Raw genomic sequence first — 19,397 nt, 5'->3', positions numbered from 1 at the left:
GCGCGGCATCGTCACGCCTCGGCGCCGGAAACGTTCTGCGGCAGCGGCGCGCCGATCTGCGCCGCCACCAGCGCCAGCATCGGCCCCAGTTCGGCGACGAGGGCGCCGGCGCGGCCGGCATCGGCCGTTTCGATGGCCGCGCACAGGTCGGCGAAACGCAGCGCGCCGATGGCCCGCGCCGAGGACTTCAGGCGGTGCCCCAGCGGCGCCAGCGCCGCCGCGCGGCCCTCCAGCAGCGCCGCCTCCATCTCGGCCACGGTGGCGGCGGCGTTGTCGAGGAAAATATGGATCAGCCGCGCCATCGTCTCGGGGTCGTTGTCGACCAGCGCCGCCAGCACGCTCAGGCACACCAGTTCGCCCGGCTTGGCCGGCTCCGCCGCCGTTTCCGCGGCGGCCGGCGGCAAGTCGGCGCCGGCCACCCAGCGCGCCAGCGTGGCGTAAAACAGTTCCGGGTCGATCGGCTTGACCAGGAAGTCGTTCATGCCGGCCGCCAGGCAGCGTTCGCGGTCGCTGTTGAAGGCGTTCGCCGTGATCGCGATCACCGGCAGCGCCGCCAGCGCCGCGTCGGCGCGGATGCGCCGCGTCGCCTCGCAGCCGTCCATCAGCGGCATCTGCACGTCCATCAACACGCAGTCGTAGTCCTGGCGCGCCAGCGCGGCGAGCGCGGCGCGGCCGTCGGCGACCACCGTCAGCGCGGCGCCGGTCTTTTCCACCAGCAGCCGCGCCAGCTCCTGGTTCAGCGGATTGTCCTCGGCCAGCAGCAGGCGCGCGCCGCGCAGCAGCGCCTTGGCCCGCGCCATGCGCTCGCGCTTGCCCGGCGCCGGCGCCGCCGCCGCCGCGCCCTCGGCCGCGGCGGCGCCGGCGCGCCGCAGGCTGACCTCGAACCAGAACAGGCTGCCGTCGTCGAGCGCGCTGTCGACGCCGACGGCGCCGTCCATCATCTGCGCCAGCTGGCTGCAAATGGCCAGGCCGAGGCCGGTGCCGCCGTATTTGCGCGAACTCGACATGTCGCCCTGCTGGAAAACCTGGAACAGGCGCCGCTGCTCGGCCGCGCCGATGCCGATGCCGGTGTCGCGCACCGACACGCGCACGCGCACGCTGGCCGGCCCGTCGCCAGCCAGCTCGGCGCGCACGGCGACGCCGCCGGCGTCGGTGAACTTGACGGCGTTGCCCAGGTAATTGCCGAGGATTTGCGAGAGCCGCACGGCGTCGCCCAGCACGCTGGCGGGCAGGCGCGGGTCGCAGTGCAACTCCAGCCGCAGGCGCTTTTTCGCCGCCAGCGGCTGGAAATCGGCGACGGTGCGGCGCACCACGTCGGCCACGTCGAGCGGCTGGCTGTCGATGCGCAGCTTGCCGGCGTCCATGTTCGAGACGTCGAGGATGTCGCTGACGATGCGCAGCACATGCTTGCCGGCGCGTTCGATATTGCTCAGATAGCCATGCTGGCGCGGCTCCGGCTGGCCGTCCAGCCCCAGATAGGCCATGCCCAGGATGCAGTTCAGCGGCGTGCGGATTTCATGGCTCATATTCGAGAGGAAGGCGCTTTTCGCGTCGGCCGCCGCCTCGGCCCGCGCCAGCGCGTCGGCCAGCTCGCTGGTGCGCTCGCCCACGCGCCGCTCCAGCGTCGCGGCGGCCCGCTCGGCGACGCGCTTGGCGTGCAGCAGTTCGCGCTCGTAGCGGCGGCGCTCGCCGGCGTTGACCATCGAGACGCGGATCAGCACGGGCCGGCCCTCGGCGTCGCGCTTGAGCGCCAGGTTCGCCAGCACCGGCACCTTGTTGCCGCCCTTGCCGCGCAAGTCCAGCGCGGCCTCCTTGACGCAGCCCTGGACCAGCAGCATCGGCAGGACATGCGTGTCGAAGACATTCCGCGCGCCCGGCTCCAGCAAGTCCTGGAAGCGCAGCCGCTGCACCAGCTCGTCGCGGCGGTAGCCCAGCCATTGCAGCAGCGTGCCATTGAGCTTGCCGATCACCCCGCCGGCCGAGGCGCACAGGTAGCCGCAGGGCGCCTCCTCGTACAGCTCGGCGGCGCTATCCTCCATCATGCGCAGGATCTGCGGCGCGATGGCGGCGCGGCCGGGCGTCGGCTCAGACATGGCGCTGGCCCGCCGCGGCCGGCGCCGCACGGCCGGCGAAACTGGCGCGCCGCAGTGGCCGCGCGGCGCCATGGTTGTTTGTCCGAGCTGACATGTCCACTCCAGTGCGGCGGTGCGCCGCGGCGCCGCGCGGCGGGGCCGCCACGGGGCGGCTTGAATCAAGTATTGCAGTAAGGAAAAGTGCTGCCTATCGTCGAAAGCGCCGATTTGCTGTCGGCGCTTCGCCGGGTGCCGCTGTAGTGGAAACCCGACAGGGGCGCGCCGTCAGCACAGCAGGCCGTGCTCCACGGCGTAGCGGGTCAGCTCGGCGTTGCTCTTCATGGCCATCTTGTCGAGGATGCGCGCGCGGTAGGTGGTGACGGTGCTGGGGCTCAGGTGCAGCGCGGCGGCGATCAGCACCAGGCTGTCGCCGGCGGCGATCATCTTGAAAATATCCAGTTCGCGGTCGCTCAGCCTGTCGTGCGTGCCGGCGGCCGGCTGGCCCAGCATGCCGGCGAGCTTTTGCAGCAGCGCCGGGCTGACGTACTTGCCGCCGGCGGCGGCCTTGCGCACGGCCGCCACCAGTGTGGCCGGGCTGCAGTTCTTGGTCAGATAGCCGGCGGCGCCGTGCTTGAGCGCGCGCACCGCGTAAATATCCTCGGCATACATGCTGACCATCAGCACGGCCAGCGCCGGCTGTTGTTCCCTCACCACTTTCAGCAAGTCCAGGCCGTTCCTGTCCGGCAGGCCGACATCCAGCAGCGCCACGTCGAAACGCTGGCGCTGCAGCAATTGCAGCGCCTCGGCGCCGCTTTCCGCCTCGCCGCCCACCTCGATGTCGTCGGCGCCGCTGAGCATCAGCCGCACGCCGTGGCGCGCCACCGTATGGTCGTCGACGATCAGCAGGCGGATCGCCTTATGCATCGTCGTCCGTCAGCGGCAGGCGCAGGGCGACGACGGTGCCGCGGCCGTCCATGCCCTCCACGCCCAGTTCGGCGCCGAGGCCGCGCGCCCGCTCGGCCATGCCCAGCAAACCCCAATGGGGGCCGGCGCCGGGGCCGGCCACGCCGCGGCCGTCGTCTGCCAGCCGCAGCATGACCGCGGCGCCGTCGCGGCGCATGTCCAGGCTGACGCGCGAGGCGCCGGCGTGGCGCAGCACGTTCGCCAGCGCCTCCTGGAAGATGCGGAACACCGCCACCGCCCGCGCCGGACTAAGGCGCACGGCCGCGCAGGCGGGATCGACGTCGACGGCGCAAGCGAGGCCGCCGTGCTCGGCGCACTGGCGCGCCAGCCAGGCCAGCGCATCCCACAGGCCCAACTGGTCGAGGGCGCCGGGGCGCAGCTCGCCGACGACGCGGCGCACCGCGTCGATCGCCGCGTCGGTCAAGGCGCAACCGTCGCGCAGATACTGCGGCGACAAGGCGCGGCCGTCGGCGCACTGCTCCAGCGCCACCGCCAGATAGGCCCGTATCCCCGTCAGCAAACCGCCCAGCTCGTCATGCAGGTCGCGGGCGATGCGGCAGCGCTCCTCCTCCCTGGCCTGCTCCTGCAAGGCCAGGGCGGCGGCGTGGCCGCCCGGGCCCGGCCTGCTCCTGCCGTCTCCGACAATATTGGCAACAAGATCCATCGGCTTTCCCCTGCGCGCTGGCCGCCGGCTCGCGGTGTTTGCAAAAGTCTAAGACTATTACTGATTGACAGGGAAAAGCAACAGATTTAATCACCGCCATGCGCGTCTGCGGCGCACCGGCCACAAGCGCTAGCGGGCGCCGGCCGGTTCGTCAAAAACACCCCGGCGGTGGCCAGCGCGCCGCCCAGCAGCATCGACAGCAGCACCGGCTCGCCGAGCAACAGCGCCGCCAGCGTCACGCCGAACACCGGCACCAGATTATTGAACACGGCCGTGCGCGACGGCCCTATCGCCTTGACACCCTCGTAGTACCAGACAAAGCCGAGCACCGTGCCGAACACGCCCAGGTAGGCGATCGAGGCCCACACCTGCCAGCCGAAGCTGGCCCAGCGGATGGAGGGGAACTCGAACGCGGCGCCGCACAGCAGCAGCGCCAGCCCCCACAAGGTCGCGTAGGTGGTGGCGGCGATCGGCGACAGCCCCTTCAGCGCGGCGCGGCCGATCAAGGTGTAGGCGGCCCAACTGGAAATGGCGCAAAACATCAGCAACTCGCCGGCGCCGACGGACTGCCCGATGTCATGCAGCGCCGCCAGCGGGTCGCCGCGCGTGATCACCACCGCCGCGCCGGCGAAGGCCACGGCGATGCCCAGCCATTTGGCGCGGCCCAGGCGCTCGCGGAACAGCAGGGCCGAGGCCAGCGCCGTCACAATCGGGTTCAGCGCGACGAACAGCGCCGTGCGCCCGGCCGGCATGCGCGCCAGCGCCGCCAGGAAGCACAGGTTGTAGAGGAAAATCCCGGAAAAGCCCAGCGCCGCCGTCGTCGCCAACTGCCGCCTGTCCAGGCGCGGCAGGCCGCCCTCCAGCTTCCAGGCCAGCGGCAGCAACAGCAGCGCCGCGACGGCGAAGCGCCCGCTGGCCGCCGTCAACGCCGGCAGCGACTGCGCGACGATGCGCCCGGCGATGAAGGTGCCGCCCCAGAACAGGGTCACCAGCACCAGCTTGATATACACCAGCGCCGCAACGGGCGGCGCGGCCGGGGCGAGCACGGCCGTGAAGGGCGCAGGCGTGGAAGTGGGCAAGGCGGAAGTCGTCATAGTCGTATCCTGAACGTCGGGGTGGCTTGCGCGGAAGCCCGCGCAGCTATATATTAATACTAATGGAAGCTCATATAAAAATGAGCAAACACTCATACAACAACCAGCCCCGATGACCTTCACCCAACTGGAAATATTCGCCCTCGTCGCCGAACTGCGGGGCTTCACGGCCGCCGCCGCGAAACTGGCCATCAGCCAGTCGGCCGTCTCGCACGCCCTCAAGGGACTGGAACGGGAACTGGGCGTCGAACTGCTGGTGCGCCAGCAGAGCAGCGTCGAACTGACGGAAATCGGCCGCCAGCTGCTGCTGCGCACGCGCGAAATCCTCGGCCTGTCCGAGGCCATGCGCCAGGACGTGGCCGACGCGCGCGGCCAGCGCCGCGGCACGCTGCGCATCGGCTCGTTCGGACCGACCTCCTCGCTGAAGCTGCTGCCGGCCATCCTCGACGCCTACCAGCGCCGCTACCCCGGCATCGAAGTGCGCGTCGACGAGGGCGCCGACCACGAAGTGACGCAATGGATACTCGACCGGCGCGTCGACGTCGGCTTCGTCGTGCTGCCCGAGGAGCGCTTCCACACCGTGCCGCTGGTGCAAGACCAGATGATGGCGCTGCTGCCGCGCGCCCACCCGCTGGCCGGGCGCGCCGCCGTCACGCTGGCCGAGCTGTGCGAGACGCCCTTCATCATGTCCGAAGCCGGTTGCGCGGCCCTCATCGAACCGCTCTTCACGACGGCCGGGCTGACGCCGCAAGTGCGCTACCGGATCGCCCAAGTCATCACCATCCTCGGCATGGTCGAGCGCGGCATCGGCGTCTCCATCGTCGCCGAACTGGCGCTGCCGGACCGCCTGGCGCGCAACTACCCCGAGCTCGTCAAACTGCCGCTGGCGCCGGCCGTCACGCGCCGCGTCGGCCTGGCCGTGCGCGCCCTGCACCAGAGCAGCCCGGCCACCCTCGCCTTCCTCGACATCGCCCAAGCCAGCGCGCCCCAGCCGGGGACAGACCACGATTTCCGTGCAATCTTTCCGAACGTCATAGGGAAAATGGGATAGATTTCCACGCAATGACATAAAGTATAATATTGCCAATCGGCACTTTTGCTTGCCGTTTGACTGGAAAACACACATGAAAAACTTAGTAGCACTTTCCGCAACGTTGGCCCTGTTGGCTGGTTGCGGCGGTGGCGGTTCATCGGCTTCGGATACACCCGGCACATCGGCGCCGGCACTGGCCATCTATGCGGGCACATGGGTAGAGCAATGCGACGGCCATCAACAATTCTCGCTCACCATGACGCTGGCGTCCAACGGCACGCTGTCGGCCAGCGCCAAAACGCAATATTATGATGAGGTCGGATGCACCGGCGCAATTGTCGCTACCAGCCTCGAAAGTCAAGACAACCAAATTTCGCACACGGGCACAACGAATGCGAACGTCGTGTTGTCGCCCAATGGGCAAGCCACCCCGATCAAGTTTGATAATGTTTCCGTAACCGTAGCGCCCTTTAAGAGAACCATCTCCGGCCCCGCCGTGACGGCCGGGGTGAACCATGGCGTTGCCCAGCATTGCATCGCATTCAAGGACGGCAGCGGCATCTGCGTGGATGACCAGGGCATTCAAGAGGGCAAAGTAATAAAGGGTGGCCTCTACACCCGCAGCAATGAATTCTTCTTGCTGATTCCGGCGACCAACTCATACGTCGTGGACGAGTACTACACGAAGAAATAAGCCGGCGCTCACAGGGTACGCAGGAAGGCGACCAGGTCGGTTTTCTCTTTGCCGCTGAGCTTGGTTTCAAGGATGAGGTTGAAGAATTCGACCGTGTCTTCCAGCGTCAGCAGCCGGCCGTCGTGCAGGTAGGGCGGCGATTCCTTGATGCCGCGTAGCTGAAAGGTCTTGATCGGCCCGTCGCCCACGGCCATGATGCCGTTGATCAGGCGCGGCTTGTAGAAGCGCTCGGTCTGCAAATTGTGCATCAGATTGTCGCTGTAGTAGGGCGGCGCGTGGCAGCTCGCGCATTGGGCCTTGCCGAAGAAGAGGCTTTGGCCGCGCAGCTCGCTTTCCGTGGCTTTTTTCGGGTCGAGCTTGCCGCCGACGGCCAGCTTGGGCGCCGGCGGAAAGTCCAGGATGGCCTGGAACTCGGCCATGAAATGCACCTGGCTGCCCCGTTCCAAGGGGTTGACGCCCTTCTTCGTGGCGATCACCGGGTCGCCGTCGAAGTAGGCGGCGCGCTGCTCGAATTCCGTGAAGTCCTCGACGCTTTTCAAGGCCCGCTGCGAACCGAACAGGCGCTGCACATTGACCCCGCGCAGCGTCGGCGTGTCGATGCGGTGGCGCGCCGACTGCGGCCGCGCATCGCCGGCCAGGTGGGTGGCGCCGTTGCTGTGGCCGTTGGCGTGGCAGTCGAAACAAGTGACGCCGCGGCTGGGACGGGCCGAGCGGCGGTCTTCGGTCTGGTTGAATTGTTGCTGCGGAAACGGCGTCAGCAGCAGGCGCAAGCCTTCCAGTTGCTTGGGGTTCAACACGCCGTTGAACAGGCCGTGAAAATTATCTATCGTCAGCAACTTGCCCTGCGAGACGTCACCCAGCTCGGGCCGCGTCGTCAGGAATATCGGCGCCGGAAACTCGGGCAGGAAATGCGCGGGCAGGTCGAAGGCCAGGTCGAAGCGGTTCAGATCGCGCCCCTCCTGCCGCTTGATTTCGTCGATGTGGAACTGCGGAAACAGCATGCCCCCTTCCGGATGGTTCGGATGGGGCAGCGGCAAAAAGCCGCCGGGAAACAAGTTGCGCTCGCGGATGTCTTCCGGGCTCAGCGCGTCAAGTTGCTCCCAGCTCAGGCCCTTGGGCAGCCGGACCCGCACGGCTTGCTGCACCGGCTTGCCGCGAAACATGGTGACGCCGGGCGCCGGCCGGTCGGCCAGGTCGTAGCGTTCGCCCAGCAAGTCCAGCTGGCGCCGCATCAGCCCCGCCCGGGCCGCCATCATGCGCGCCATCGTCACGTCGACATCCTCGTGTATGTCGACCGGCATGTAACTGCTAGCCAGGCCGGCCGGCGCCGGTGCAGCCTTCTCCTGGGTCCACACCCGCGCCGGCAATAGCGCGGCGGCGAACGCCAGACAAACCGCAGTTTTCCCTGCATTCATGGCAAACCTCCCGGTAAATGAACGGCCCAGCCATCCCGACATTCATTACAGCAAAGCCGCCATGCCAAGGCTTGCGATTTCGCAACAGTTACGTGCCTTTACAGGTCGAGCTGCCCCCTTTCGGCGGGCGTCAGCTGCTGGCGCGCCGACTCGGGCAGCGCGCCGGCGCCGAGCACGCGGATGACGCTGTGCGGCTTGTAGCCGGGCGGTTCGGCGCCCGCCCCGGTTTTCGCCGGCCCGTCCGCGCCCCCCTCCGCCGCCTCGCCGCCGAAGCCCGTCACGCGCACGGTGAAGATGGACGGCAGCGCCTGGCGCGCCGCGGCCCGCTCGCGGCGCAGCTCGTCCTGCGCCGCCGCGCCGGCCTGCGCGGCGGCCGCGCTGGCGTTGCTGAGCGCGCCGACGTTGACGGCGGCCAGCACCGGCACGCCCTTCGACTCGCCCTTCACCTGGATGTTGCCGGCGTTGAGCACCTGCAGGGCCGCGATGTTCAGATTGCCGGCGACGCGCACGCCGGCGTCGCCCGCGTTCACCGTGCCGCGCGGCGCGATCAGGTCGACGTCGCCGTCGCCGACGGTGCCGATGCCGCTGCCGCTCATGTCCGACTGCTCGCGCACCACCGTGTTGCCGTCGAAATCGGTGCGCAGCTCCGGCGCCGACGGCACGCGCACCGTCTTGGCGCCCCGGCCGGCGTCGATGCCGCCGGCGCTGGACCAGATGATCTGGTCGCTGCCGCGCGCCGACGCCGCCGGCACGAAGGACAGGATGCGCGAGCGGTTCACCACCACGTCGTCCTTGGCGAACACATTGATGTGCCCGGAAGCCAGCGTCACCAGGCCGTGGCCGGCCGGCACGGCGGCCCCCAGCGCGGCCACCTGCAGGCCGCCGCCCGGCGTCAGCACGTTGATGTCGCCGCCCGCCATGGTGCGCAGCATCAGGGTGTTGGCGGCGACATTGCCCTTCCACTTATCGCCCGGGAACAGGCTGCCGATGGCCGCGTAACCGCGGTTGTAGCCGCCGTTGCGCGGCATGCCGTCGGCGCCCGCCTCGTTCTGGTCGCGCCCCGCCTCGCGCAGTTCCAGCAGGTAGACCTGGCGCAGGAATTGCTGCTGAGCCGGCGCCGGCAGCGCCTGGAAGCGCGCCCAGGCTTCCAGCGGCGCCAGCGTCTCGCCGCCGATCTCCTTCATGTACGAGGCCAGGCCCCGGCTGACGATTTTTTCCCTGCCGTCCGGACGGGTTTCCACGCGGTCGAGCAGGTACAGCGGCAGCACCGTGCCGTCGGCCGCCGTGCTCTTCAGGTAATCGGGCATGGCCGCCACCCTGGCCGGGTCGAGGTAGGCGCCGGCGAAGGCGGCGTAGGACGGCGCCTGGTTCATGCCGGCCATCACCGTGATCGCCGCGCCCTGCTCCGGCAAGCCCTTGACCTCGGTGCCGGCGATCGGGCGGTTGTCCGCCTCGTTGTAGCGCTGCCGGCCCAGCGTCTGGATCTTCAGGTTGTCGGCGTAGACGTCGCGCCCCGCCGACAGCGTCAGCGTGCCCGGCCCCTGCACGGTGATGCTGCCGCTGCCATCCGCCACGGCGCTGTGGCGGCCGCGGACCGGGCTCAGCGCGACAATATCGTTGCCGGCCTCCAGCAGCGTCGTGTCGCTGGCGCGCAGGTTGCGGGCGTCGATGCGCATGCCGCGGATGTCGGTGCCGGCGCGCAACCAGGTCGACTCGCTGGCGCGCATGTCCACGCCCAGGATGGAACCCTGCGCCGCGTAGATGCGGCTGGGCTGGAAGTCGCCGGCCAGCGCCAGCACGCGCGGGTTGCCGACGCGCTGGTAGTAGGCGTTGTCGGCCGGGCTGACGTACAAATTCGGCGAAATCTCGTTGATCAGCAGTTCGTTGAGGAAGACCCGATGCTGGTAGCCGTCGCCGCCGGCCGGCGCATACGCCGACGGCACCATGTCCGGCGTCGCGTGCGCCATCACCACCTGCGCATACGGCACGTTCACGGTGCGGTAGTCGGCCAGATTCTTCAGCGCCTCGACGTTCTGGCTGTTGAAGCGCACGTCGCGGCGCGCCAGCAGTTGCAGGTCGTTGCTGGCGGCCGGCATCACATACATCGGCCCCTGGATCTCCAGCCCGCCGTTCATCGCCACGGCGTGCGTGCGCGCCGGGTAGCGGTTGCCGCCCAGGCCGATCAAGCGGTTCTCCGCCTCGCCGGCGCCGGACATGTACAGGTCGCGGAAAATGAAGTCGGCCTGGTTGACCAGCACCACGTCGCCGCCGGTGGAGGCCAGCGTCAGCGCGCTGCGCCCGGTATAGCCGCTCATGTAGGCGCCGTAGTCGCCGCTGGCCAGCTCGCCGCTGCCGTCGTCGCCGTAGCGCACCAGCAGGGGATCGACCACCGACTGCAGGCGCAGGTCGCCGGCCGTGCGCAGGCTCAGCGTGGCGTCGCCCAGCGCCAGCACGGGCGCCACCGTGAACCTGTGCGGCCCCTCCAGCGGCGTGCTGATCGACACCGCATGCCCGTCCCGCGTTTCGCCGGCGCGGATGCTGCCCTCGCCGCGCGCCACATAATACTGGCCGCCGCGGATGGCGCCGCCCGCCTCCACCGTCATGGCGCCGCCGTTGCGCAGCTCCATCGTCATCGCCTCGTCCGCCGCGCGGCCGCCGCGCATGCGCATCGTCGTCGGCAGCGCCACCACCAGGTTGCCCAGGTCGCCTCCCGCCGTGACCGTCACGTTGCCGCCGCCCAGCGCGGCCACGCCCTGCTGGAAGGCGCCCGGATTGATCCACCAGCTCGACTGTTCCGGCCCCGCCGGCTCGCCGCGGCGGGTGTAGGCGCCAAAATAGAATTCGCCGTTGACGTTGCCCTGGCGGTTCAACCACTGCGTGAAGCGCTGGCCCGAGACTTGCGCCTCGATGCTGCCCTGCGCGGCGATGTCCAGATTGCCGCCGCCGGCGCCGTACACGGCGTCCGCCCGGGCCGTCGTGAAATCGCTCCACTGCGACAAGTCCTTGCGCCCGGCCGTGTAGATCACCGACTCCTTGTGCGCCAGCGTCAGGTCGCGGCCGGCGCGCACCTCGATGTCGCCCGTGCCGGTGCGCACCAGCGTTCCCGCGCCGGCGCCGCCGACGACGATGGCGCCGCCGCCGGCCTGGGCCGCCAGCGGCTTGAGCGCCAGCACCTGGGCCGAGCCCATGTCGGCGCCGGCCACCAGGCGCAGGTTCCACGAGGCCGCGTCCTGCAGCACGCCGTCGCGGCCGGCGCTGTTGAAGCCGTCGCTCAAATGGCCGCCCAAGCGCAAATTGCCGCCGGCGCGCAGGCTCAGGCTGCCCTCGCGGGCGCCGGCGAAGTCGCTGAACAGATTCCAGTCGCCGGCCATCGCCAGGTCGGCGTCGCTCTGGATGACGATGCCGGGCATGATGGCCAGCGAGTTGCCCAGGCGCGCCGCCATGGCGCCGGCATTGCCCATGAAGGCGCCGGCGTCGCGCACGGCGTCCGCCTTGACGGCGTCGACCGAGGCGCTCGTATACACGCGCACGCCCTCCAGCACGGCCGAGCGGGCGCCCAGCACCCGCAGGTTCAGCCGGTCCACGGCGATGTCGGCGTCGCCGTTGCGCGCCGCGCGCAGCCGCACGCTGCCGCCGTCGCCGCCGGCCACGTCGACGACGCCGCCCTGCACGTCGAGCCGCCCGCCGGCGGCCTCCAACGTGACGCGCCCGCCGCCCAGGCCCCGTTCGCCGTTGGCGCCGGCCAGCAACTGGGCGCCGTCGCGCATGGCCACGCCGTTGCCGCCGGTGATGCGGATGCTGCCGCCGTAGGCGGAGCGGGCGTCGACCTTGCCCGTCACCGTCACATGGCCGCGGTCGGCCGTCAGGCCGAAGTCCTGCACCTCGATGGCGCCGTCCAGCAGCACGTCGCCGCGGTGGATGCGGAACTGCCGCGAACGACTGAAACCGGCCGCGTTCAGGCGCTGGCCGAGTCCGGCGAAATCGGGCAAGGCGTCGATGTCCAGCGCGAAGGCGCCGGCCTTGCCGCCGCTGCCGGCCTGGGCCGCGATGCTGCCGTTCAAGACCACGCTGCCGCCGCCCGTCGCGGCCAGCGCCAGCGTGCCGGCGCTGCCGCCGTCCCGGTGCGCCGCCAGATTCAGTTTGCTGCCGCCGTCCAGGCGCACGTCGCCGCCCGCCGCCGTCAGGCTGATGCGCCCGGCGTCGGCATACGCGGCCGCGTCGAAGAACTGCCTGGCGAAGCCGCCCACGTCGATCTGCGCGCCCTCGCCCAGCAGCACGCCGCCGGCCGTGGCGCTGAGCTCGACGCTGCCGCCCAGGGCGACGGCGCGGCCGCCGAACAGCACGCTGGCGCCGCTCAGGCTCAGGCGCGCGCCCAGGCTGTCCTGCAAGTCGCGCTCGGCCGGCGCCGCGCCCGCCGCCGCCTTCACCTGCAACAGCCCCTGCGTGACGATGCTCTGGGCCGCGCTGCCCTGCCCCGTCAGCAGCGGCGTCGTCAGCGTCAGCGCGGCGGCGCCGGCGTCGATGCCGCCCGCGCCCCGGCCGACGATGCGCGCCCGCCCGCCCAGTTCGACGGCATCGAAGCCGGCGAAGCGCTTCTGCCCCGCGCCCAGCACCAGCGTGTCGGCGTCCAGCGTCAGGCGGCCGGCGCCGGCGCCGCCGGCGGCGACCGGGCCGGCGCTGTTTTCCAGCGCGATCGTGGCGCCCTTGACGCGGATGTCGCCGGCGCCGTGGCCGACGAAGGCGCCGCCGTCGAAGGTCACCGAGGCCAGCCCGGCCGCGCCCAGGTCCAGCGGACGGTAGAAGTCGAAGCTGGAATAGCTGCGCAGCGTCAGATGCTTGGCGTCGGCCAGTTGCGCCAGCGTCGCCGTGTCCAGCAGCAGGCCGCCGCTGCCGCCGCCGAAGCCGATGCGTCCCGCCGCCACCGACAGGCTGGCGGCCGACAGCCGCGCCGACGCCGCCAGCTCCGTCGTCCGCGTGGCGTCGATCAGCAGCGCCGCGCCGCCGTCGACGACGGCGCCGGCGCCGATGTTGACCACCCCGCCGCCGGCGCTGTCGACGTTCTGGCGGATCACCTTGACGGCGTCGCCGTTGGCCACGCGCAGCAGCGCGCCCCAGTCGCGCGCCGGCGCCACCAGCACATCGTCGTCCTGCTCCGGCGTGTCCCTGGTGTCGTAGACGGCCGCCCGCTGCGGCGCCACCACCAGGTCGCCGGCGCCGCCCGCCGCGCCGCCCTGCGCCTTGACGACGCTGCCCGCCTCGATGGCGATTTTTTCGCTGGCCGCCAGGATGATCTCGGCGCCGCTCAGCGCCGAGCCGGCGCCGTTGCGCACGACGATGTCGGAAGCCGTCACGCTCAGTTGCAAGCCCCGCGGGTCGCCCTTGCGGGTGCCGCCCACCAGCAGGCTGCCGGCGCCGAAGTTCGTCAGGCTGGCCGCGTCGATCAGCAGATAGCCGTCCGCGCGCAGCGTGCCGGCGTCCTGGCCGGCGCCGACGATGGCGATGCGCTGTCCGGCGATGTCGACCAGGCCGCCGCGGCCGCCGGCGCCGGCCTGCGAGCGCAGCGTGCCGTTGAGCAGCAGGTTTTGCGCGGCGTCGAAGACCACGGCGCCGCCGTCGCGCGCCAGGCGCGGCGTGACGCTGCTCTGGCCGTTCAGGCGGTACTGGCTGAGCTTGAAGCTCTCGGAGCCGAAGAAGTCGTTGGCGAAGGCTTCGTTGTACTGCGTGTAGCGGCGCAGCGTCTTGCCCGGCATGACGCGCCACGCCGTGGCGACGGCGTCCTGCGAGCCGGCGTAGGCGTTGCCGCCCTTGCCGGCCATGAGCAGGCTGCCGTCGGCGCCGGCGACGGCGCCCGCCGCCGCGCCGGCCCAGCTCTTGCCGCTGCTGTACACGGCGAAGGCGCCGGGCAGCAGCGCATAGCAGGCCGGCAGCAGCGTGTACCAGCCGGCCGCCAGGCCGGGGCCGCCGGCCAGCCAGACCCGCGCGCCGGCGGGCGCGCCGCCGGCCGGCGCCAGCCCGGCGCCCGGCAGGATCGCCTGCATGCCTGGCGTCGCCAGCAAATCGTGCGAGCCGCCCGGCCCCGGCACGAATTCGGCCGCGTGCAGGTCGCCGCCGCCGGCGATGTCGACCACCGCGCCGGCGCCCAGCGCCACGTCCGGCGCCTTCAGCGTGATGCGCTTCTCCGGCAAGGCCGCCAGCGCCGTGCCGGCCGGATTGGCGCCGTCGATCGGCCGGGTCGGATCGAGCCAGTGCTCGTTGTTGCCCAGGCTGCCATACGGCACGGCCAGGCCGGCGCCCGACACCGACGTCAGGCTGCCGGCGCCCAGCACCAGGCGCTCGCCGGCGAGCAGTTCGATGCGCCCGAACGGCGCCCGCAGCACGCCGCCCTGTTCGATATGCGGCGCCTCCAGGCGCAGCGTGCCGCCGGCCGACAGCGGCGCCGCGGCCGCCGCGCCGCAACCTTCGACGACAATGGCACGGCCGGCGCGCAGCACGGCCGTCATGGCCGTGTCCGGCGACACCTGCCCCGCCCGCAGCAGCAATTGCCCGTCGACGTCCAGGTTGACCTGGAACTGGCTGCCCAGGCCGAGCTGCGCCGGCAGCGCGCCGCCCAGGCGGATGCTGCCGGCGTCCAGCACCGTGCGGTCGAAGCCGCCGATGCGGGTGCCGCGCCGGCCCGCGCCGGGCTCGTCGCCGCCGCGCTGCACGTCGATCACTTGCGCCGCCAGCGTCAGCGTGCCGCCCAGCGCGGCCGCCGCGCCCCACGGCGTCGGCGCATACACGGGCTGCTGCAGCGTCAGGTGCGGCGCCGTCAGGCGGGCGCTGCCGCCGCTGCCGCCGTTCGACAGCCGGGCCGTGGCGATGTTCAGTTCGCCCAGCGCCCGCACGTGGACGCCGCTGCCCAGCGTGATGCCCTTGTCGGCCTGCAGCGTCAGCGTGCCGAAACCGCCGCCCGACAGCGAGCGCTCCAGAATGCGCGAGGAAGGCAGGGCCCGGATGTCGGCGATGGCCAGGCGCTTGCTGAGCGCCGCGTCGGTCCAGAAATTCTTGAGCAGCAGTTGCACGGCCACCGGGTCGATGCTAGCGTCGACTTCCCACGGCTTGAGCAGCGCCGCCCCGGATGCCCCGTCGAGGTCGGCGACGATTTCCATGCCGGTGGCGGCGCTGGCGGGCAGGCCCATCAAGGCATAGCGGAGTTCGCTGCTCAGCGGCATGGCGGCGCTGCCGTACTCGTTGAACAGGTCCAGGTCGAGTATCTTCGTGGGACGCTCGCTCTTGACCTGGCCGCTGACCGGGTCGCGCCAGTACAACTTGGAGGGGAAGGCGACGCCGCCGGCGCCGCCGGCCGCGCCGGCGCTGATGTCGCTGACCGTCAGGCGCCCGCCCGCCGCGCCGGCGCCGCCGGCGTAACCGCGCAGCGTGGCCGCGACGTGCATGCTGCCGCTGGCGCCGCCCTGCAGCGTCACGCTGCCGCCGTCGCTGGCCAGGCCCACCCTGCGCGGGACCAGCGTGCCGGGGCGGCCGTCGCCGTCCGCCATGTCGACCTCGCCATAGGCCCCGGAGACGTCGACGATGGCGCCCGCTTCCAGCCGCAGCGACTGGGCGCCCTTGAGGAGCACCTCGCCGCCGGCCAGCACTTTGCCGCCCAGCCGGCCGGACGCGTCGGCGGCCAGCACCGGCGCGCCGCGCGCCAGCAATTGCGCGTCCGCGTCCAGCAGCAGCGCGCCGGGCGTGCTCAGCTCGATGCGGCCGGCCGGCGCCTCCAGCGTGCCGCGCACCGTGAGCGTGCCCGGCGCGCTCAGGTTCAGGCTCAGCCGGCCGCCCGTGTCCGTCTCCACCCGCGCCCCGGCGCCGATGTCGATGGCGCCGCCCGGCGCGCTCAGCGTCAGGCTGGCGGGCCGGCGCGCCAGGCGCGCGTCGGCCGCCAGCACGGCCGTCGGCGCGTGCCCGGCCAGCCGCTCGCCGCTGGCGATGGCGCGGTAGTCGACGGCGGCCAGATCGACGCTGGCGGGCAGTTGCTGAACCAGCGCGTCGTCGGGCACGCCTATCGTGCCGGCGCCGCTCAGCTTGACGGTGACGTCGCCGAAGCCGCGCTCGCCGAACAGGGTGGCCGGCAGCGACAACACGCCCGGCGCCGCGCCGCGCCCGCCGATTTGCACCGACACCGCGCTCTCCAGCACCAGCCGGCCGGCGGACCCGGCGGCGTGGCCGCGCAGATCCAGCTGGCCCAGCCGGGTGCCGGCGCCCAGGCCGGCCAGGCTGATCGAACCGGCGTCGCCGGCCCGCAGCCTGGCCTTGCCGGCGCCGCTGCGCTCGACCCGGCCGCCGCCCGACACGTCCAGCACGGCGTCCGCCGCGATGGCCAGCGTGCCGGCGCCCAGCGTGATCGCGCCGCCGCCGGCGTTCCACGCGGCCGGCGCCGCGCCGTCGCGCCAGACGTTGAGCCACTGGCCGCCGGCGTCGAGCCGGCTGCCGGCGCCCACCGCCACGCGGCCGTTGATCGTCTCGAAGGCGATCGTGCCGCCGGCGCTGCGGATGCTGCCGTTGACGGCCATGTCGACCATCGAACCCTCGCCGCCCGTCACCGTGAAGGCGGCGCCCGGCGCCAACTCCAGCGCCGCGCCCGCCTCCAGCACGAAGTCGCCGCTCAGGTTGATGACGACCTCGCCCATGCCGGAGCGGTTCAGCATCGCGTCGGACAAATAGCTGCGTTTGGCCGGCCGGCTCTGCCCCGTTTCCGGCCGCGGCAGCACGAAGAAAGCCTCGCCCAGCGCGCTGCCGGCGTCGAAGCCGGCCGCCAGGCGCTGCGGGTCGTGGCTGATGAGCACCTGCCCGGGCGCCCACGGCCGGTCGTCGCGCACGCCGTTGCCCAGTTCCAGCCGGCCGCCCTGCTTCTGCGCCGGCTGTTGCCGCTGCCGCTCGCCGACCACGGCGCCGCCCCAGAAATCGCCCTCCAGCACCAGCGCCTGGCCCGAGAAAATCTGCACGGCGCCGGCCTTGCGGCCCTCCGTGTAGCCGGCCTCCAGGCGGTCGCCGCCGATCAGCGGATTGCGCCAGGTCTGCGCCACGCCCCAGCGCGCGTGGCGCTCGACGTGGCGGCCGGCGATGCCGACATAGGCCAGGTCCGGCATCGCCTGGTCGATGCCGACCACGCGGCCGTCCGCGCCGAGCAGCTTGGTGCTGGTGTTCAGGCCGTCGGCGTAGCGCACCGAGCCGCCCGACACGTCGAGCTGCGAACCGGCCCGCGTGATCACGGCGCCGCCGGCGCGCAGCGTGATCTTGCCGGCGTTGGTGGAGAGCTCCTGCAAGTCCGTCTTGCCGACGCCGATCCAGCCGCTGACGTCGGCCAGCGGCGTGCCGGCCCAGCGGCCCGCCGCGTACTTGCCGTCGGCCTGCAGCAGCCACTGCACGCCGGCCATCGGCCCGCCGTCGAAGACGCCGCCGGCGCGCCGGTCGACCACCACCTTCTGGCCGCGCAGCCAGGAGTCGCGCTGCAGCGGCGAGTCGCGCAATTCGTTGATGCGCAAGTCGGCCTCGATGAAGTTGCGCGCCATCGCCAGTTGCACGTCGCGCAAGCCCGCCACGCTCAGGAAGGCGTCGCTGTCGACGTAGACGCGGCTGGCGTCGCCCAAGCTGCCCGGCTTGTACCACGGCACCTGGGTGAACAGCGGGTTCACGGCCGATTCCACATTGATGCGGCCGGCCGGCACCAGCACGCCGGCCGTCGGTTTGAAATCGATCAACTGCCCGTACAGGCCGACGGCGCCGGCCTGGTAGCGGGTGGCCAGCGAGGAAGCCTCGATTTCGCTGCGGTCGGCGGCGTCGGGCAGGATTTGCGTGACGCTGCCGCGGCCCAGCGTCAGCGTGCCGGCCAGCCAGTTTTGCAGCTCGTCGGTTTCGCCCGAGACGGCGTGCGTGCCCAGCCCCCAGGCGCGCATCAGGATCGAGCCGCTGCGGTTGTTCAGCGCCGTCGTCGACAGCAGCGCGCCGTTTTGCCTGACGTCGCGGCCCTGCAGGGTGATGTTGCCGCGCTCGGCGCGCACGGTGCCGCTGTTGTCGACCTCGTAGCCGATGGCAAGCGCGCGCGCCGCCATCTCCGGCAGCACCACGTCGCGCACGCCGGCGACGTAGGCGGCGTCCGCGTACACGGGGACCAGGCCGAGCGCGCCGGCCACGTGGTCGCTGCTGAACATCCAGCCGGGCGTGGCCGACACCGCCACATCCAGGCCGCGCACGCCGTTGGCGTCGTTCAGCGGCGACGTCTTCAGGTAGACGTTTTCGCCGGCGGCGAGGATCACCTGGCCGTCCGGCGCCGCCAGATAGCCGGCGTTGCGCACCTTCGGCGCGAACAGCATCAGCTTGCCGCCGGCCGCCGTCTCCAGGCGCGCGCCCGCCTCGGTCCTGACCTCGCCCGGCGCCGCGCCGGGCACGAAGCGCTCGACCCGGCCCATGCCGTCGGGCGCGCCGCCGCTGCCGGGCTTGAATCCGGAGTCGCCGAAGACGTCCGGGACGCGCGCCGTGAAGTCGCCGAACTGCGGGATCACCGGGCTGCTGCCGCCGGCGAACGGCACCACGTTCGGATTGTTGATGCCGCGCTGGAACTGCTTGTCCGACAGGCTCAGCGAGCTGGCCACCAGCGTGGCGGTGTTGATCTGGCTGCTGCCGGTGAAGATGATGCCGTTGCGGTTGATCAGGTAGACGGCGCCGTCGGCCTTGATCTGCCCGGCGATCTGGCTGGGTTTGCCGCTGGGGTCGTTGATGCGGTTCAGCGCGATCCAGCTATTGCCGCCGCCGGCCTTGGCGCCGCCGCGCTGGTCGAAACGCAGCGTCGTATCGCGGCCGACGTTGAAACGCTCCCAGTTCAGAATCGCCTTCTCCGCCGTCTGCTCGATGCTCACCTCGGTCTTGCCGCCCGCCGTCGTCTGCACCGGCGCCTTGGCGTTGAGCCAGCCGGCGCTCAGGCTGTTGCTGTCGACCTTCAGGCCGCCTTCGGCCAGGCCGTCGGGAATGCCGGACGGCCCGTTCAGGGCCAGTTGGCGGGCCGCCGCCTGCGCCGCCTGCTGGGCGACGATGGCGCGGGCCGCCAGGTGCAGATTGTTGACGGCGCGCTCGGCCTGCTCGCCGGCACGGGGCTGCCCCGGCAGCGGCGCCGCCGGCGCCAGCGGCTGGCCGTTGGGCAGCCTGCCACTCGCCGCGGCGGCCTGTTGCACGCCGCCCTTGGCCGCGAACCACGCCGCGCTGAAAGCCTGCTGCGCCTGGACCGGCGCGGCGACCCCGCCCAGCAGCATCAAGGTCGCCACGGCGGCGGCCAGTGGTGTCGGAACGGGAGCCGGGGCGGTGCGCGGTCGCGGGCGTATCGGTAAGCGTGTCATGGCGGGTTTTCCTGAAATCGAATTGGACAGAGGAGAAGGCACGACAGCCGGCCGCCGGCCGCGCCGCGCAAGCGGGCGTCGATGGGGAAGCAG

8 protein-coding genes are annotated in these 19,397 nt (G+C 71.7%); 2 read left to right on the top strand and 6 right to left on the bottom strand.

The window, feature by feature from the left end:
• Positions 1 to 11: 11 nt before the first annotated feature.
• The 4 genes from OIK44_RS02480 to OIK44_RS02465 form a co-directional block, all read right to left on the bottom strand.
• Complete coding sequence (locus tag OIK44_RS02480; RefSeq protein WP_273669082.1) at positions 12 to 2,093, bottom strand: PAS domain-containing hybrid sensor histidine kinase/response regulator; 2,082 nt, start codon at positions 2,091 to 2,093, stop codon at positions 12 to 14.
• 264 nt (positions 2,094 to 2,357) lie between these two features.
• Positions 2,358 to 2,996, bottom strand: a complete 639-nt coding sequence (locus tag OIK44_RS02475) for a response regulator (RefSeq protein ID WP_273669081.1) — start codon at positions 2,994 to 2,996, stop codon at positions 2,358 to 2,360.
• Positions 2,989 to 3,699, bottom strand: a complete 711-nt coding sequence (locus tag OIK44_RS02470; protein ID WP_273669080.1) for a sensor histidine kinase — start codon at positions 3,697 to 3,699, stop codon at positions 2,989 to 2,991. The genes OIK44_RS02475 and OIK44_RS02470 overlap by 8 nt, the downstream gene beginning before the upstream one ends.
• 86 nt (positions 3,700 to 3,785) lie before the next feature.
• Positions 3,786 to 4,793, bottom strand: a complete 1,008-nt coding sequence (locus OIK44_RS02465) for a DMT family transporter (protein WP_273669079.1) — start codon at positions 4,791 to 4,793, stop codon at positions 3,786 to 3,788.
• A gap of 112 nt (positions 4,794 to 4,905) precedes the next feature.
• On the opposite strand from OIK44_RS02465, the gene OIK44_RS02460 reads away from it, so the two are divergent.
• Together OIK44_RS02460 and OIK44_RS02455 are read left to right on the top strand one after the other, a co-directional pair.
• Positions 4,906 to 5,844, top strand: a complete 939-nt coding sequence (locus OIK44_RS02460) for a LysR family transcriptional regulator (protein ID WP_273669078.1) — start codon at positions 4,906 to 4,908, stop codon at positions 5,842 to 5,844.
• A gap of 73 nt (positions 5,845 to 5,917) precedes the next feature.
• Positions 5,918 to 6,520 (top strand): hypothetical protein, encoded by a 603-nt coding sequence (locus tag OIK44_RS02455; RefSeq protein ID WP_273669077.1) that lies wholly within the window; start codon positions 5,918 to 5,920, stop codon positions 6,518 to 6,520.
• A gap of 8 nt (positions 6,521 to 6,528) precedes the next feature.
• Here the strand turns inward: OIK44_RS02455 and OIK44_RS02450 are convergent, their stop codons facing one another.
• Together OIK44_RS02450 and OIK44_RS02445 are read right to left on the bottom strand one after the other, a co-directional pair.
• The gene (locus OIK44_RS02450; protein WP_273669076.1) at positions 6,529 to 7,935 is read right to left on the bottom strand and encodes a hypothetical protein; all 1,407 of its coding nucleotides are present in this window, start codon (positions 7,933 to 7,935) and stop codon (positions 6,529 to 6,531) included.
• A gap of 98 nt (positions 7,936 to 8,033) precedes the next feature.
• On the bottom strand, positions 8,034 to 19,304 hold the full coding sequence (locus tag OIK44_RS02445; protein WP_273669074.1) for a filamentous hemagglutinin family protein: 11,271 nt from the start codon (positions 19,302 to 19,304) through the stop codon (positions 8,034 to 8,036).
• Positions 19,305 to 19,397: the final 93 nt, after the last annotated feature.

The organism is Janthinobacterium fluminis (assembly GCF_028595325.1).
Taxonomy (GTDB): Bacteria; Pseudomonadota; Gammaproteobacteria; order Burkholderiales; family Burkholderiaceae_D; genus Janthinobacterium; species Janthinobacterium fluminis.
This window is presented reverse-complemented; position numbering and strand designations above follow the sequence as displayed.